The organism is Chryseobacterium sp. MYb7, assembly GCF_002979455.1.
In the GTDB taxonomy this organism is placed as follows: domain Bacteria; phylum Bacteroidota; class Bacteroidia; order Flavobacteriales; family Weeksellaceae; genus Chryseobacterium.
Genome location: NZ_PCOU01000001.1, coordinates 255,682 through 271,732 on the forward strand (window position 1 = coordinate 255,682; position 16,051 = coordinate 271,732).

12 protein-coding genes are annotated in these 16,051 nt (G+C 38.1%); 6 read left to right on the top strand and 6 right to left on the bottom strand.

Features of this window, described 5'->3' with window-relative positions; genetic code table 11:
- Positions 1–23: 23 nt before the first annotated feature.
- The 6 genes from fabF to CQ046_RS01225 form a co-directional block, all read right to left on the bottom strand.
- On the bottom strand, positions 24–1,265 hold the full coding sequence (gene fabF, locus CQ046_RS01200; protein WP_105700503.1) for a beta-ketoacyl-ACP synthase II: 1,242 nt from the start codon (positions 1,263–1,265) through the stop codon (positions 24–26).
- A gap of 2 nt (positions 1,266–1,267) precedes the next feature.
- Positions 1,268–1,693, bottom strand: coding sequence for a PaaI family thioesterase (locus CQ046_RS01205; RefSeq protein WP_105700504.1), 426 nt, complete (start codon positions 1,691–1,693; stop codon positions 1,268–1,270).
- Positions 1,694–1,704: 11 nt separating this feature from the next.
- Positions 1,705–2,973 carry an acetyl-CoA C-acetyltransferase gene (locus CQ046_RS01210; protein WP_105700505.1) on the bottom strand — a complete coding sequence of 423 codons (1,269 nt, stop codon included), beginning with the start codon at positions 2,971–2,973 and terminating at the stop codon, positions 1,705–1,707.
- Positions 2,974–2,983: 10 nt separating this feature from the next.
- Positions 2,984–3,589, bottom strand: coding sequence for a TetR/AcrR family transcriptional regulator (locus CQ046_RS01215; RefSeq protein WP_105700506.1), 606 nt, complete (start codon positions 3,587–3,589; stop codon positions 2,984–2,986).
- A 176-nt stretch (positions 3,590–3,765) separates the two neighbouring features.
- Positions 3,766–4,185, bottom strand: a complete 420-nt coding sequence (locus tag CQ046_RS01220; protein ID WP_002982623.1) for an OsmC family protein — start codon at positions 4,183–4,185, stop codon at positions 3,766–3,768.
- Positions 4,186–4,271: 86 nt separating this feature from the next.
- Positions 4,272–5,138: a helix-turn-helix domain-containing protein gene (locus CQ046_RS01225; RefSeq protein ID WP_105700507.1), complete on the bottom strand. Its 867-nt coding sequence runs from the start codon at positions 5,136–5,138 to the stop codon at positions 4,272–4,274.
- Between the two features lie 200 nt (positions 5,139–5,338).
- Here CQ046_RS01225 and CQ046_RS01230 point away from each other — a divergent pair, with 200 nt between their 5' ends.
- From CQ046_RS01230 to CQ046_RS01255, 6 genes are all read left to right on the top strand, one after another.
- Positions 5,339–6,217 carry an AraC family transcriptional regulator gene (locus CQ046_RS01230; RefSeq protein WP_105700508.1) on the top strand — a complete coding sequence of 293 codons (879 nt, stop codon included), beginning with the start codon at positions 5,339–5,341 and terminating at the stop codon, positions 6,215–6,217.
- A 375-nt stretch (positions 6,218–6,592) separates the two neighbouring features.
- On the top strand, positions 6,593–9,550 hold the full coding sequence (locus tag CQ046_RS01235) for a SusC/RagA family TonB-linked outer membrane protein (protein WP_105700509.1): 2,958 nt from the start codon (positions 6,593–6,595) through the stop codon (positions 9,548–9,550).
- 10 nt (positions 9,551–9,560) lie between these two features.
- Positions 9,561–11,183: a SusD/RagB family nutrient-binding outer membrane lipoprotein gene (locus tag CQ046_RS01240; protein ID WP_105700510.1), complete on the top strand. Its 1,623-nt coding sequence runs from the start codon at positions 9,561–9,563 to the stop codon at positions 11,181–11,183.
- 173 nt (positions 11,184–11,356) lie between these two features.
- Positions 11,357–12,658 (top strand): MFS transporter, encoded by a 1,302-nt coding sequence (locus tag CQ046_RS01245; RefSeq protein WP_105700511.1) that lies wholly within the window; start codon positions 11,357–11,359, stop codon positions 12,656–12,658.
- Positions 12,659–12,688: 30 nt separating this feature from the next.
- Entirely contained in the window at positions 12,689–13,660 is a 972-nt protein-coding gene (locus CQ046_RS01250) for a glycoside hydrolase family 130 protein (protein WP_105700512.1), read from the top strand.
- Between the two features lie 128 nt (positions 13,661–13,788).
- Positions 13,789–16,020: a GH92 family glycosyl hydrolase gene (locus tag CQ046_RS01255; protein ID WP_105700651.1), complete on the top strand. Its 2,232-nt coding sequence runs from the start codon at positions 13,789–13,791 to the stop codon at positions 16,018–16,020.
- Positions 16,021–16,051 lie beyond the last annotated feature (31 nt).

The following is a 16,051-nucleotide window of genomic DNA, read 5'->3' on the forward strand; positions in this document are numbered from 1 at the left end:
TTTCTCAATTATTTGAATTCAAATTATATGAATTTCTTGAAAATTAATGTTGCATTGTGTCCTCCAAATCCAAAAGCATTACTTAAAGCATAGGTAATATCTTTTTCTTTCGCTTCTCCAAATACAATATTGATGTCCTTCGGGATATTCTCGTCAATAGAATGAAGGTTAATCGTTGGTGGAATAATTCCATTTTGAATGGCTTTAATAGAAAGAATGGCTTCCACAGCTCCCGCAGCCCCCAACAGGTGGCCTGTCATGGATTTTGTAGCACTGATGTCAAGATTCTTACTTCCTTTAAATAATTTATTAATTCCATTCAGCTCAACCAGATCTCCAAGTGGAGTAGAAGTGGCATGAGGATTAATATAATCAATATCATCTACATTGATTTCAGCTTCATTAAGAGCAAGCTGCATTGCTTTGATTGCTCCAACACCGTCAGGATGAGGTGCTGTCATGTGATAGGCATCCGCTGTCATTGCTGCACCTACCAATTCGGCATAGATTTTTGCTCCTCTTGCTTTGGCGTGCTCATATTCTTCCAGAATCAAAGTTCCGGAACCTTCACCCATCACAAAACCATCTCTTTCTGCATCGTAAGGACGGCTGGCAGTTGCAAAGTCGTCATTTCGTGTAGACATGGCTTTCATAATGGAAAATCCTCCGATTGAAGCAGGAGAAATAGCTGCTTCAGAACCACCGCTCACAATTACTTTTGCTTTTCCAAGACGGATATAGTTGAAGGCATCCATTAATGCCGTATTTCCTGTTGCACACGCTGAAACCGTTGTATAATTGATTCCCTGAAGGCCATATTTCATGGAAATCATTCCCGAAGCCATATTGGCAATAAATTTCGGTACAAAGAAAGGGTTGAATCTTGGTGTTCCATCTCCAGCTGCAAAATTCATGACCTCACTTTCGAAAGTCCACATTCCTCCTTGTCCTGTTCCCCAGATAACACCTACATCAAATGGGTCCATGTTTTCCAGTTCAAGTCCGGAATCTTTGAGTGCCTCCGCAGTGGAGTACATGGCATATTGTGAAAATAAATCACTTCTTTTGATTTCGTTGTGTGTTAAATGAACTTTTGGATCAAAGTTTTTAACCTCACAAGCAAAATGTACTTTAAACTTTTCTGTGTCAAAATGGGTGATTTTGTTTGCTCCACTCACTCCATTGATACTGTTTTGCCAAAATTCTTCGACATTATTTCCCAAAGGCGTCACTGCGCCAAGACCTGTAATGACAACTCTTTTCATACTTAGTTATTGATTTTGAATAAATTCGAGGTTCCCCTCGCTATTAAGCGGGTCTTATCTGCGTTCCATATTTCGCACTGAGCGTTTACAAACTGCCTCCCTCTTTTAATGATTTTAGTTTCGGCTACAATATTATCATTTTCTTTTGCAGTTGAAAAATAATCAATGACATTATTTATAGTGGTAATGAAAGAATTTTCATTTAAAGAAAACATCGTGGCACCGATGACATCATCTATAATGGCTGCTGTAACTCCACCATGAAGATTTCCGATCGGGTTCAGCCATTCCGGTCTTATGGTATATTGAAATTCCAGTTGCCCTTCTTCTACAGAAAGAACAATAGGATTGAGCCATTTCATAAAAGGAGATGGTGACTGGTCAAATTCTTTGCCGATAAATTGTTTTAATTGTGCTAATCTATCCATACCTGAGTTTTTTACTTTTCTAAAATCATGGTTACTCCCTGTCCACGGGCTGCACAAATGGATATAAACCCTTTTCCGCTGCCTTTTTCATGAAGTAATTTTGCCAATGTTGCAATAATTCTTCCTCCTGTAGCCGCAAATGGATGGGCTGCTGCAAGGCTTCCTCCTTTTACATTCAGTTTGCTTCTGTCTATTTTGCCCAGGGCTTTTTCCAATCCGAATTTTCGCGCAAGCTCATCATTTTCCCAGATTTTTATGGTGGCTAAAACCTGTGCTGCAAATGCTTCGTGAATTTCATAATAATCGAAATCAGACAGATTCATTCCTGCTTTTTTAAGCATTCTTTCTGCTGCGAAAACCGGAGCAAGAAGCAGATCCTGTTTATGTTCTACATATTCTATTCCTGCCAGTTCTGAAAAGCTGATGTAGGCTAAAATGGGTAAGTTGTTGGCTTTTGCCCATTCTTCACTGGCCAGCAAGACTGCTGAAGCTCCATCTGTAAATGGGGTTGAATTTCCTGCTGTTAGAGTTCCGTTCTGTTTATCAAATGCAGGTTTTAGCTGTGAAAGCTTTTCAAAACTACTGTCGCGTCTTAAATTATTATCTTTATCTAAGCCAAAAGCCGGAGTGATCATATCATCAAAGAATCCTTCATCATAGGCTTTTGCCATATTCTGATGACTTTTTAAAGCCAATTCGTCCTGTTCTTTTCTGGGAATATTATAATATTTTGCTGTAATTTCTGTGTGCTCTCCCATTACCAGCCCTGTTTTGGGTTCTTGTCCTTTGTAAGGAATTGGCATCCAGTCTTTCAATTTTGGGCTTAGCAGTTGTTTTAATTTTCCAAATGCTGATTTTTCTTTATTGGCTTTTAACAGGGCTTTTCTTAATCTTGGTGAAGACTCAAACGGAATGTTGCTCATGGCTTCCACTCCGCATGCAATACCGGATTCTATCTGTCCTAATGCAATTTTATTTCCAATATAAATAGCGGCTTCAATACCTGTATCACATGCCTGCTGAAGGTCACATGCGGGAGTTGCAGGGTCAAGAGTTGTATTCATCACAGTTTCTCTGATGAGGTTGCTTTCTGAAATATGCTTAATCACAGCACCGCCGGCAACTTCTCCCAGTCGTTTCCCTTTAAGATGATAGCGGTCTATCAATCCGTTTAGAGAAGCAAGCAGGAGATCCTGGTTCCTCTGTTCCGAATAAGCGGTATTCATTCTGGCAAAAGGAATTCTGTTGTATCCTACAATAGCCACTTTTTTTGTTTCCATATTGTATAATTTATGATGGAAGAATATTGAGTTCATGATCAATCATGTAGGCGATTTTATCTAACGCATGGTTTAGAAAGCTTTGATCACCCATGGTTTTTGAAAGCAGGATTCCGCCTTCAATAAGCATAATGAATAGGGAAGCGTATTGCTCGGCATCGATGTTTGTACCAATTTCGCCTTTTTTTTGTCCCTCCAGAATTGCTGCTGATATTTTGGTCATCCATTGTTCGAAGGATCTTCTAACCTGAGTTTTTAAGGCAGGAAAAGAATCATCAGCTTCTGTTGCTGCATTCATTAACGGACATCCGCCGTTGGCAAAGACAAACTTCCAGTTTTTCCGGTAAAAGTCTACAAGCGCATGAAGTTTATCCAATGAAGTGTGAAACTCTTCTCCAAAAGAGCGACTGAGCGTTTTACCCAGCAATCCGGCATTGTATTTATAAACTTCAATAGCTACTTCATCTTTATTTTCAAAATTTCCATAGATACTGCCTTTCGTCAGTCCGGTTATCTGGGTAATGTCAGACAGCGATGTGGAAATATAACCCTTTGTATTAAAAAGAGTTGCCGTTTTCTCGATGATATGCTGTTTTGTTTTTTCTGCCTTCGACATTATAAATGTTTAAATACAATGCAAATATACAAAAATATACCACTCGGTATATTTTATTAATAAGATTAATTGATGTAAATATTGATGGCTTAAGTTTTGGCTAAAGCCAATAGGTTTGTTTTTAAAATAGAAAAACGGGCTAAAGCCCGTTCCTATTGATATAAATTCTTTGAATCTTAATTCTCTAGAGTAGCATTCAATGTAATTTCAAAGTTGAATGCGGCACTTACAGGGCATCCTTCTTCAGCAATCTTAGCGAATTTCTGGAATTCTTCTTCCGAAATTCCCGGAACTTTTGCAGTAAGAGTCAGTTCAGATTTTGTAATCTTTCCGATGTTGGGGTCAAGAGTGATTACAGAAGTTGTTTTTAATTCTTCAGGATTGTAACCTGCCTGAGATAATTCTGCATCCAGTTTCATTGTGAAACATCCGGCGTGAGCTGCTGCCAGTAATTCTTCAGGGTTTGTCCCAACACCATCTGCAAAACGGCTGTTGAAAGAATATTGAGTCTGATTTAAAGTGGTACTTTGAGTAGTTAAGTGTCCTTTTCCTTCTTTGATGGTACCGTTCCAAACGGCTGTTGCGTTACGTCTCATAATGTTTGTTTTTGTGTTGAGTATTGTTTGATTTTGATGTTACAAAGATATATCGGTGACGGAGAGTGTTCAATAGATAAAAGGTGTTAAATCTTGTACTTTTTTCCCGAGGAGTAATTTTTTTTGAAATTAGCAGGTGTACTTCCTGTTTTATTGGTAAAAAGACGGTTAAAATAAGCAGGATCTTCATACCCAAGATCATAGGCTATTTCTTTGATTGGCTTATCTGTATAGAAAAGTAATCTTTTAGCCTCTAACAAAATTCTGTTGATGATCAACTGATTGGGAGATTCCAGATGTAAGTTTTTAAATTTATGAGTTAAAGTTTTTGGGGCTATGTGAAGCATTTCTGCATATTCTGCAACATTGTGCTTTTCTCTGAAATGAATTTCCAGATATCTGCTGAAATCCCGGAAAATATCAAGCTCACTGCCTGGAATTCTTATAGAGCTATTGTCTAAATTCTGTTTCTTCCATTTGCGGGTAGCCCGGATGATGATCTGTTTTACATAGGTTCTGATCATTTCCTCTGCGGAAGAATCTTTCCACTCAAGCTCATCCTGAATATTCTGAAACAGATCTTTTATAAGAGTGGTTTCTGAATCATCAAGCTCTACGAAAGGAATTTCAAATACATTATGAAAGAGAAGCCCGTCGCAGGCCACTTCCTTATCATGAATCTGGATGCAGTAAAAATCACGGTTGTAGAAAAGAAGGACAGATTCCTCTTTTCCTTTTTGGAGGTTCAGATGCTGGTTAGTCAGAAAAAAAAGTGAAGGCTTTTTGGTTTTGTAATGATTAAAATCTACCGTAAGTTCGTATCCTGAAGGAATAAAAAATACTTTAATATCTGTACTGAACCGATTTGCATTGAAGTTCTCCAGATTTTCTTCTGAAAATACTTCCAGTCCGAGTCTTTTATAGTGATCTTCGAAAATAAGCTGTTGCGGCATACTTTAACTTTAGTTTAAAGATACAAAAAAGCATGATTTTGACTCTATTAAATTATTGAAACGTAAATTTCTGATGTCTGACATACTGAATTGGAATAAAATAAATAGGAAATATATTTTTACATTGATATTATTTTATCATTTTTACAAAGATTTGTATCGCGACCTATATTATTTAATCTTTTTTCATAACTGCCTGTATGAGCGAATTAGAAAATATTCTGAGAGAAATAACTCCACTGTCTCCTGAGGATAGTTTTCTCGTGTTTGACAGGATTAAAGCGTCTTTCGACTTTCCGTACCACTATCATCCGGAAATTGAAATCAACTTTATCTACAAAGGAAAAGGGTATCGCCGAATGGTTGGAGATCATACCGGAGAGATTGGAAATATAGAGCTGGTATTGGTAGGTCCCAATCTGCCGCACTGCTGGGCCAATTACAGATGCAAAAACAGAAAAACCCACGAAATTACTATACAATTCAATCAGGATTTCTTTCAACAGTCGCTCATGGAGAAAAATATCCTGAAGCCCATCAATAATCTGATGAAAGATTCCATCAGAGGAATTCTTTTTTCTTCCGAAACTGCTGAGAAACTAAAAGATTCGTTTCTTAACCTGTCCAAGATGAACAGCTTTGAGTCTTTTATAGAAATAATGAAGATTCTGAACGAATTGGCTGTAGCAGAAAATAAAATACTTTTATCATCCTATAGTATTGAACTCGAGACTTTTGCTGATAATGATAAAATGAAGGTTGTTCATGATTTTGTGCATAAGAATTTTGAGAATAAAATAACGTTGGATAAAGCAGCCTCATTGGTGAATATGAGCAATGTGACGTTCAACAGATTTATCAAAAAAAGAACTGGGAAAACCTTTATTAATTATCTGAATGAGATAAGGATCAGCTATGCTGCACGCTGGCTGATGGAAAAGAATCTTACTGTTTTTGAGATCGCTTTTGAAGCCGGATTTAATAATATTGCCAACTTCAATAAGGTATTTAAATCCATCAAAAAGACAACACCAACTGAATTTAAAGAACAATTTAAAGGCGTTAAAAAAATTGAATAATACTCTTTTAAGTTTCACTTTTTCTACAAATAAAAGACATAACCGGACATAAGCATCCGGTTTTATTTTTGATAAAAATGAAGATAAATCCTCTTTTTTTGATAGAATTTAATCAGGTGTATTTTGTTGGTATTTAGAGGTTTAATCGGGTTTGAATAAAATTGCTGAAAAAATAATATCGTTTTATGATAAAATAGTATTATATCAGACTGGTTACAAAATTTAGATTTGTGAATGTGAATTAAATCTTAACAAAACTTTAAATAATTTAATACATAAACAGCAAAATTTTGCTGAAAAAACAATAATTGTTTTTGTATTGAAAAATAAAGCAATGTAATTGATTCTCAATTAAATCTAACGAATCTATACCTTATGAGAAAAGCAGTTATACCCGTTCTGTTCGTTTTTTCAATTTCTGCGAATGCACAGGAGAAAAAATCAGCCGATACTACGAAGACAAACAGTATTGAGGAGGTCGTAGTCACCTCTTTGGGGATAAAGAGGCAGGCCCGCTCTTTGACGTATTCCAGTCAGCAGATTGGCGGGGATGAGCTTACTGAAGTGAAAACTCCCAATCTATTAAATTCGATCAATGGAAAAGTTTCCAATGTACAGATCAACAGAACCAATGGTGTAGGTAGCTCCGTAAGGGTGATTATGAGAGGGAATAAGTCTGTATCAAACAGCCAGCCCTTGTATGTAGTGGATGGAATTCCTATTATCAACGGAACAGGAAAATCTGCGGATATAAGTCAGTATTCCAATATGCCGGATCCGGGAGATGTACTGAGTTCTATTAATCCTGATGATATTGAGAGCATCAACTTCCTGAAAGGAGCATCAGCATCAGCATTATACGGTTCCGCAGGTGGAAACGGAGCTATTTTGATTACCACAAGAAAAGGGAAAATAGGGAAGAGCTCGATCTCTTATAGCTCGAGTTTAACGGTTGAAAGAGCTTATAGCTTACCCAAACTGCAACATAGCTATTTATCTTATGATCCATCCTATCCTACTCAATCTCCAGGAAATAATATTGAGAGCTGGGGGGCAAAAGGAAGTTCGAAAGACTACCTTAAAGATTTTCTGCAAACCGGAACAACTTGGGTGAACAGCCTTTCTTTCCAATCCGGAAACGAAAAATCAACCAACTATTTTTCCATTGGAAATACTACCAATAAAGGGGTGATCCCAATGTCTTATTTTGATCAGTATAATGTGTCATTCAGAAACTCAAGTAAGTTTCTTGATGATAAACTGACATTGGATGCTAACTTCATTGGTTCATTACAAGATAGTAAAAACAGACAGACTCCGGGAGCATCTTTCTCTCCTTTAGCAAGTTTATACTGGCTGCCAAGAGGAGTAGATTTCGATCAATATGGACCTGATAACTATTCTTTCATAGATAAAAAGAGACTTTTACCTGCACAAAACTGGTGGGAAGTAAAGCCTGACGGAAGTTTCAAAGGAAACCCGGAAACTCAAAATCCATATTGGATTTTAAACAGAAATGCGGTTACGGTTAAAAATAAAAATGCATACAGCGCTGTTTCATTGTCTTATGAGATTAATCCATGGTTAACTGCGCGAGTAAGAGGTAATTATAGCTGGAACAGTTCAGACAGCCAGCGTGATATTTCGGCTTATTCAGCGCCAAGTTTACTGGCAGGAGGACAAAACGGAAGAATCCTTAAAAACGTATACGAAAATTCGTCTACTTATGGTGACGTTTTATTGATTGGTAGTCCAAAATTAAGCGAATCAATTTCTTTAGACTTTACCGTTGGAGGAAGTGTGAATACTACAAGTAATAAAGTAACACAGATTGATAATGCTTATCTGTCCAATCCTAATTTGTTTGCAATAAACAACCTGCAATGGAATGTAGACCGAAGCCCGGGAGATGGATATCATAATATCTACTGGAACTTGAAAAAGCAGGTGCGGTCAGTTTTTGCAAGTGCTTCAGTAGGGTATAAGAATATGTTTTATGTAGATATGACCTTTAGAAATGACTGGGATTCTACTTTGGCATTAACAGGAAGAAGCGGATTTGATTATGAGTCTGTAGGAGCGAATGCGATCTTATCTTCTATCTTTAAACTTCCGGAAGTGATTAATTTCTGGAAAGTAAGAGGTTCTTATGCAACTGTAGGGTTAGGATTACCAGCTAATATTTCTAATGCAATGGTTGCCTATTATAATGCCTATTCTTATGGAGTAGATGCAGGAACTATTGTATATCCGAAAAGTTCATTTGTTACCAGTCGCCCAGACCTTATTCCTCGTCCGGAACTTAATAAAACGTTTGAGGCAGGAACTGAGTTGAGAATGTTCAGCAACAGATTAAATTTCGATCTTACTTATTATAACTCTAATGCCAGCAATCAGTTGTTGGAGACAACGATTGGATCTAACTTTGGAGGAATTCCATCAGGTTCATATTATATTAATGCGGGGAAAATACGCAATACAGGTTTTGAAGCCTCTTTATCATACAAAGTTTTTGGGACAGAGAAATTTGGCTGGACAACTACAATAAATGCTTCTGCAAACAAAAATACAATTGTTGAATTATTTCCATCAAGCCTGCCAATATCAGAAAACCAGCTTTTCTCATTAACGGGTGGTGGAGATTTCACAAAATTGAGACTGGGAGGATCTTTTGGAGATCTTTACGGAGTTAAATTCAAAAGAGATGATCAGGGACGTGTTTTAGTAGATGAAAATGGAGTTCCATTGGGTACTACAGGTGATCCTCAATATTTGGGTAATCCAAACCCTAAGTTTATTCTAGGTTTTAATAACTCTTTTAATATTGGTAAACTGGGAATATCTTTCCTTATCGATGGTAAATTCGGAGGTAAAGTATTGTCTCTTACTGAAAAAGCAAATGATTTGTACGGAGTAAGCCAGGCGACTGCTGATGCAAGAGATGCTGGTGGAGTATCCATTCCAAACGCAGTATATGCTCCGGGAACACCTCTGGCAGGACAGGCTTATAACGGAGTTACCGATGCAAAAGCATATTATAAAAGAACAGGTGGTGCCGGTGGTATTGGGACTGGAATTGATGAGGCTTATTTATACAGTGCTACAACGGTACGTTTACGTCAGGCATCCATCTCATACAGCTTTGATATCCAATCAAAATATATGAGAAATGCAACGGTAAGCTTGGTGGCAACCAATTTGTTTTTCTTCTATAAAAAAGCACCGTTTGATCCGGAACAAGTATCAGGAAATACACCTGGTGGGGTTGGGGTAGATTCATTCGGACTGCCGGTTACCCGCTCAATCGGACTATCATTAAAGGCTAACTTCTAATTTAACGAAAATGAAATTCAATAATATTAAAACACTGGTATTGGGTGCGGCAGTCTTGATGACTGCTTCCGGATGCGGTGATCTAGATCAGTATAATCAGGAAAAGCTAGGGAATCCTGAAAACATGTATGCGGATTACAACGCGGTTGTTAATCCTTTAAAATCCCTTCAAAGAGGTCTTCAGTCGGATTATCAGCTATATCCCAATCTGAGTGCGGATATGTTCAGTGGTATGTTCAGTACCGCAAGCCAGTTTAATGGAGGCAAGAACAATATGACCTATTTTATGATGGATGGGTGGAATAACAGGATTATTGCAAGACAGCAGGATATTTTCAATTATTCTATCATCATCGATAATGCTGCTAAAAACTTCTATCCGGGAATAGACTTTACAGGAACATTTGCCGTTAAAAAGATTTTAAAGGTAATCACAGCGGCAAGAGTATCAGACAATCACGGTCCGGTAGTATACAGCAAATATGAAACACCCAATGCAAACGGGGTAACGGATTTTGATTCTCAGCAAGATGCATATCAAAACTTTATCAATGACCTTACTGTGGCTATTACAGATTTGCAAAAAATACAGAATATGCCTGCTGCCGGAAATGAAGGTGATAAAGCTGCATTAAAAAGAGCGGACTTGGTGTATGGTGGAAATATGGCACAATGGGCAAAACTGGCCAATTCATTAAAGCTGAGGTTAGCTATGAGAATGAGCTATGCAGATCCTGTGAAATCAAAACAATATGCAGAAGAGGCATTGGCTTCATCTGCAGGATTGATCACTGATAATGCAGATAATGCTTTGATCAGCGTAGGGCAGTCAGAATTAAGCTTTATCATTTATTCATGGGGAGACTGTTTGATCGGAGCACCTTTGATGGCTTATATGAACGGGTATAACGACCCAAGACTTCCGGCTTATGCTATTCCGGCATCGGATCCAAGTCTTCAGGGTAAATATATAGGAATACGTCAGGGAATAGATTTATTAAATGGAAAATCAACATACGGAGGATTCTCTCAGCCACAGGCAAAATCTGCCAACGGAGATTATTTCTCAGGAACTGATGGTAAAATGAAATTATTCACCGCTGCAGAAACATGGTTCCTAAAAGCAGAAGCTGCTTTAAGAGGATATGCAGGAGCTGGTGATATTCAGACCAACTATACTACCGGAGTTCAGCAGTCTTTCGGAGAATGGGGGAAAAGTGCAAGCGTTGCAACATACCTTGCGGATACTACTTCTACAGAAGCACCTTATGTGGATCCGAAAAATGCAGACAATAACATCGCTTTAGGGCATCCCCAGTTAAGTACCATCACGATTGCATGGAATAACGGCGATACCAACGAAAGAAAATTAGAAAGAATTATTACCCAGAAATGGCTTTCTCTTTATCCAAACGGACCGGAAGCTTGGGCTGAGCAAAGAAGAACAGGATATCCAATACTTTTCAAGGTAAGAAAAAATGATAGTGGCGGAGCCATCAGTACAGAAGGGATGATCAGAAGAATTCCTTTTACTGTTGATACCAAAACGTCACTATATAATTACCAGCAGGCTGCGCAGATGCTTAACGGCCCTGATACCGGAGGCACAAAGCTATGGTGGGATAAGAAATAAAAAATATTCAGAATCACTCATTAATAAAGAGACATCTCAACATCAGATTTTTATTTGATACATTCATTAAGGCAGGAGAATAGAGTAGAATCTCCAAAAAATTTATAGTTTCGTTTTTTAGCCTGAATGAATTGTTGAGATGTTCTCTTTTATTTAGAATCTTATTTTTAAATATGGGAAAAAACAACTCCGGAACCCGTCGGATCCAGCCAATTCTCTGGATTTCCACATTGTATTTTGCAATGGGTGTTCCCTTTGTAACCATTAATGCGGTTTCAGGAATCATGTATAAAGATATGGGTGTTTCGGATGCACAGATTACATTCTGGACAGCCCTTATCATGTTCTCCTGGACATTAAAGCCTCTTTGGAGCCCGTTTCTGGAGATTTATAAAACAAAAAAATTCTTCGTTGTTTTTACTCAGTTTGCCATAGGAATTCTGTTTGCATTAGTAGCCTTAAGCCTGCCAATGCATGATTTTTTCAAATACAGTATTGCCCTTTTTGCAGTAGTGGCATTTTGTGGAGCTACCCATGACGTGGTAGCAGACGGAACGTATATTGGTTTTCTTACCAATAAAGAGCAGGCAAAATATATTGGTTGGCAGGGTGCATTTTACAATCTTGCCAAAATTATTAGTAGTGGAGCACTGGTCTATTTTGCGGGTGTTTTAGAAAAGACAAAAGGCGTTACGCATGCCTGGATGATCATTATGGTGATTTATGCATTACTGTTTTTTGTGTTGGCTATTTATCATTACTTCATTCTGCCGAAAGAAGACAAAGAAGAACAGAAAGATGAAAAAACTGCAGGAAACGTTCGTCAAGAATTATTGGAAGTGATTACCTCTTTTTTCACCAAAAAGAAAATTCTGTGGTGTATTCTCTTCATTATTCTGTATCGTTTTGCGGAAGGATTCGCCATCAAAATTGCCCCTTTATTTTTTAAAGCTCCAAGAACGTCAGGAGGATTAGGACTATCTACTTCAGATATAGGACTTATTTACGGAACATACGGTTCTGCAGCATTTATCCTTGGTTCCGTATTGGCAGGATATTTTATCTCAGCCCGCGGATTGAAAAGATCTTTGATATGGCTATGCTGTGCATTCAATATTCCATTTGTGGTGTATGCATTGTTAGCGCACTATCAGCCAGATACCCTTTTACCTGTAGGAATTGCTGTAGTAGTAGAATATTTCGGTTACGGATTTGGTTTTGTAGGGTTAATGCTCTACATGATGCAGCAGATTGCACCCGGGAAACACAAAACAGCTCATTACGCATTTGCAACAGGAATCATGAATCTTGGCGTAATGATTCCCGGAATGTTCAGCGGAATGATCAGTGATTGGATCGGATACAAAATGTTCTTTATCTGGGTATTGATCGCTACTATTCCTGCATTTTTAGTCACTTTATTTGTCCCTTTCCCTCATCCGGAAAATCAGAAAGAACAACAAATCAATTCATAATAATTAAAAATAAAAAGTAAAAAATACTTTATGACAGCTCAATCAGTAATGATCCCTTGGCAGGATCGCCCGGAAGATTGCAATGATATTATGTGGAGGTTTTCCGAAAACCCGATCATTAACAGATACGCGATACCAACATCCAACAGTATATTCAACAGTGCCGTGATTCCTTTCGAGGACGGATTTGCCGGAGTCTTCCGTTGTGATAACAAGGCAGTACAGATGAATATTTTTGCTGGGTTCAGTAAAGACGGAATCAATTGGGACATCAATCATGATCCTATTGAAATGCAGGCAGGAAATACAGATATGATTGAATCCGATTACAAATATGATCCCCGCGTAACCTTCATAGAAGATCGTTACTGGATCACTTGGTGCAACGGATACAATGGTCCTACTATCGGAATTGGGTATACTTTTGATTTTAAAGAATTTTTTCAGTGCGAAAATGCCTTTCTTCCATTCAACAGAAACGGAGTTTTGTTCCCTGAAAAAATCAATGGTAAATATGCCATGTTGAGCCGTCCTAGTGATAACGGACATACGCCTTTCGGTGACATTTATATCAGCTATAGCCCTGATATGAAATACTGGGGAGAGCACCGTTGCGTGATGAAAGTAACTCCTTTCGAAGACAGTGCATGGCAGTGTACAAAAATAGGGGGAGGGCCGGTTCCTATCAAAACAGAAGAAGGATGGCTGCTTTTCTATCATGGAGTGATCAATACCTGCAGAGGATTCAGATATTCAATGGGAGCAGCTTTGCTTGATCTTGAAGATCCTACAAAAGTATTGTACAGAACGAAGCCTTATCTGTTGGCTCCGGCTGAATTGTATGAAATGACAGGAGATGTACCTAATGTGGTTTTCCCTTGTGCAGCATTAACTGAGGGAGACAAAGTAACAGTATATTACGGTGCTGCTGATACCGTAGTTGCGATTGCCTTTGGATATATCTCAGAAATCATTGATTTTATGAAAAAGAATTCAATTTAATACAGTAATATAAAGTTTAGGAAAATAGGTTAATCATCTTAATTTTCCCTTTTTCTGGGAATTTTATAATGGTTTTCCTATTTTTAAACCAACTTTTAAACAAAAAAATCTCCGATACCTCTCTTATCATGAAAAAAGAACTGTTAATCTGCTTTTTTACCACCCTGATTTCTGTAGCCAATGCCCAGCAAAATAAAAACGATGTTTTATCTTGGGTAGATCCTTTCATAGGTACAGGAGGACATGGGCATACGTTTCCGGGGGCAACTACGCCATTCGGGATGATACAGCTGAGTCCGGATCAGAATACAAAAAGCGGCGATTGGGACTGGTGTTCCGGATACCACTACAGCAGTAAAACCATCATGGGATTCAGTCATAACCATTTAAGCGGGACAGGATGGGCAGACCTTGGAGATATTCTGGTAATGCCTACGGTAGGACAGGTAAAAATGGTTCCCGGATCTGAAGAAAAGCCAGAGACAGGTTACCGTTCAAAATTCACCCATGAAAAAGAAATAGCTTCTCCGGGATATTATTCCGTAATGCTGGACAGCTATGGAATTAAAGCAGAGCTTACTGCTTCCCCAAGAGTCGGATTTCATAAATATACTTTTCCGAAAAGTAGCGAAGCCAATATCATTATTGATCCTACCAACAAAATCTTCGGAAACATCTACCATACTTTAGTGAGTGTAGAAGGCAATAATAAAATCAAAGGGTACTGCTACAGCAATGGCTGGGGAGGTAAACGATTTGCTTACTTCGTAATGGAGTTTTCCAAACCGTTTAAGTCTTACGGCGTTTATGCTGACGGAAAAATCAAAAACGATGAAAAAATTGCCCTTGCCAAAGATGCTAAAGCTTTTGTAAGATTCTCAACAGAAGATCAGGAAAGCATAGAAGTAAAAGTATCTTTATCTCCCGTGAGTACAGAAAATGCACAGGAAAACTTTGATACAGAAGCAAAAAATATAGACTTTGCAAAAGCGAAAGAAACTGCACAAAAGACATGGAGAGATCTTATTGGCAGATTCCAGGTGACAGGAGGTACAGACAGCCAGAGAAAAATTTTCTATACTGGAGTTTATCATACATTCATTGCCCCTAACCTTTACATGGACGTTAATGGAGACTATGTTGCTGCTCAGGAAAACATGAATACCAAATGGTTTACCAACTACAGTACTTATTCGTATTGGGATGGATTCAGAGCGACACATCCATTATTAACCATTATGGATCAGAAACATACAAAAGAATTTGCGAATTCTCTGATCAGCAGATATACAGATCGTAAAGACCACATGCCGATCTGGGAGCTTTGTGGATATGATAATTTCTGTATGCTGGGCTATCACAGTGTTTCGGTAATTTGGGATGCCATCTCAAAAGGAGTTCCGGGTATTGATGCCGAAAAAGCATTTGCAGCCATGAAAGATGCTTCTTTAACAGACAAAATGAGCAGCAGTGATGGTGGCGGAGGTCTTAATGATTATATCAAATTAGGCTACACTCCATCAGAAAACGGAGCTTCTGTTTCGGCAACACTGGAATATTCATACGATGACTGGTGTATTCAGCAGCTTGCTGAAAAATTAGGTAAAAAAGAAGAATCAGAAGTGTATAAAAAACGTTCTATGAACTTCCTGAATACCTTCAATAAAGAAAATAACCACTTCTGGCCAAGACAAAAAGATGGAAAATTCTTAGCAGATTTTACCCTTAATGATTGGAAAAAACTGCAACCACACTGGGTTTCCGGAAACATCTGGGCTTATGATTTCTTTGTTCCTCACCAGATTGACGAAATGATGAATCTGTACGGAGGTAAAAAAGGATTTGAAGAAAAACTGGATAAAACCTTTACAGAAGCGCTTCATATGCAAGGAGAGCAGCACGTAGATATTTCAGGATTTATCGGATCTTTAGGATTCGGAGATGAGCCTGGTCATCATGTTCCATACCTGTATAATTATGCAGGAAGTCCTTATAAGACTCAGAAAATGGTAAAATATATCCGCGACAATATGTATGCAGCCAAGCCAGATGGAATCGTGAATAACGAAGACTGCGGTCAAATGTCAGCATGGTATATCTTCTCATCATTAGGATTCTATCCTGTGACACCGGGAAAACCAGTTTATGCTATCGGAGCACCACAATTCCCGAAAGCTTCTTTAAAACTGGAGAATGGAAAAACATTCACCGTGATTGCAGACAAAATCTCCGACAAGAATATCTACGTACAGAAAATGTTCCTGAACGGTAAAGAATACAAAAGCTGGGAGTTAAATCACAGCGATATCATGAACGGTGGTGAATTGAGATTCGTAATGGGAAGCAAACCTGTAAAATAAGACTCATAAAAATAAACGAAACAAAGTATCA

What these genes read in the sequence shown, in the direction of transcription:
- fabF (WP_105700503.1), bottom strand. Translation starts at nt 1,265, where the DNA reads ATGAAAAGAGTTGTCATTACAGGTCTTGGCGCAGTGACGCCTTTGGGA.
- CQ046_RS01205 (WP_105700504.1), bottom strand. Translation starts at nt 1,693, where the DNA reads ATGGATAGATTAGCACAATTAAAACAATTTATCGGCAAAGAATTTGAC.
- CQ046_RS01210 (WP_105700505.1), bottom strand. Translation starts at nt 2,973, where the DNA reads ATGGAAACAAAAAAAGTGGCTATTGTAGGATACAACAGAATTCCTTTT.
- CQ046_RS01215 (WP_105700506.1), bottom strand. Translation starts at nt 3,589, where the DNA reads ATGTCGAAGGCAGAAAAAACAAAACAGCATATCATCGAGAAAACGGCA.
- CQ046_RS01220 (WP_002982623.1), bottom strand. Translation starts at nt 4,185, where the DNA reads ATGAGACGTAACGCAACAGCCGTTTGGAACGGTACCATCAAAGAAGGA.
- CQ046_RS01225 (WP_105700507.1), bottom strand. Translation starts at nt 5,138, where the DNA reads ATGCCGCAACAGCTTATTTTCGAAGATCACTATAAAAGACTCGGACTG.
- CQ046_RS01230 (WP_105700508.1), top strand. Translation starts at nt 5,339, where the DNA reads ATGAGCGAATTAGAAAATATTCTGAGAGAAATAACTCCACTGTCTCCT.
- CQ046_RS01235 (WP_105700509.1), top strand. Translation starts at nt 6,593, where the DNA reads ATGAGAAAAGCAGTTATACCCGTTCTGTTCGTTTTTTCAATTTCTGCG.
- CQ046_RS01240 (WP_105700510.1), top strand. Translation starts at nt 9,561, where the DNA reads ATGAAATTCAATAATATTAAAACACTGGTATTGGGTGCGGCAGTCTTG.
- CQ046_RS01245 (WP_105700511.1), top strand. Translation starts at nt 11,357, where the DNA reads ATGGGAAAAAACAACTCCGGAACCCGTCGGATCCAGCCAATTCTCTGG.
- CQ046_RS01250 (WP_105700512.1), top strand. Translation starts at nt 12,689, where the DNA reads ATGACAGCTCAATCAGTAATGATCCCTTGGCAGGATCGCCCGGAAGAT.
- CQ046_RS01255 (WP_105700651.1), top strand. Translation starts at nt 13,789, where the DNA reads ATGAAAAAAGAACTGTTAATCTGCTTTTTTACCACCCTGATTTCTGTA.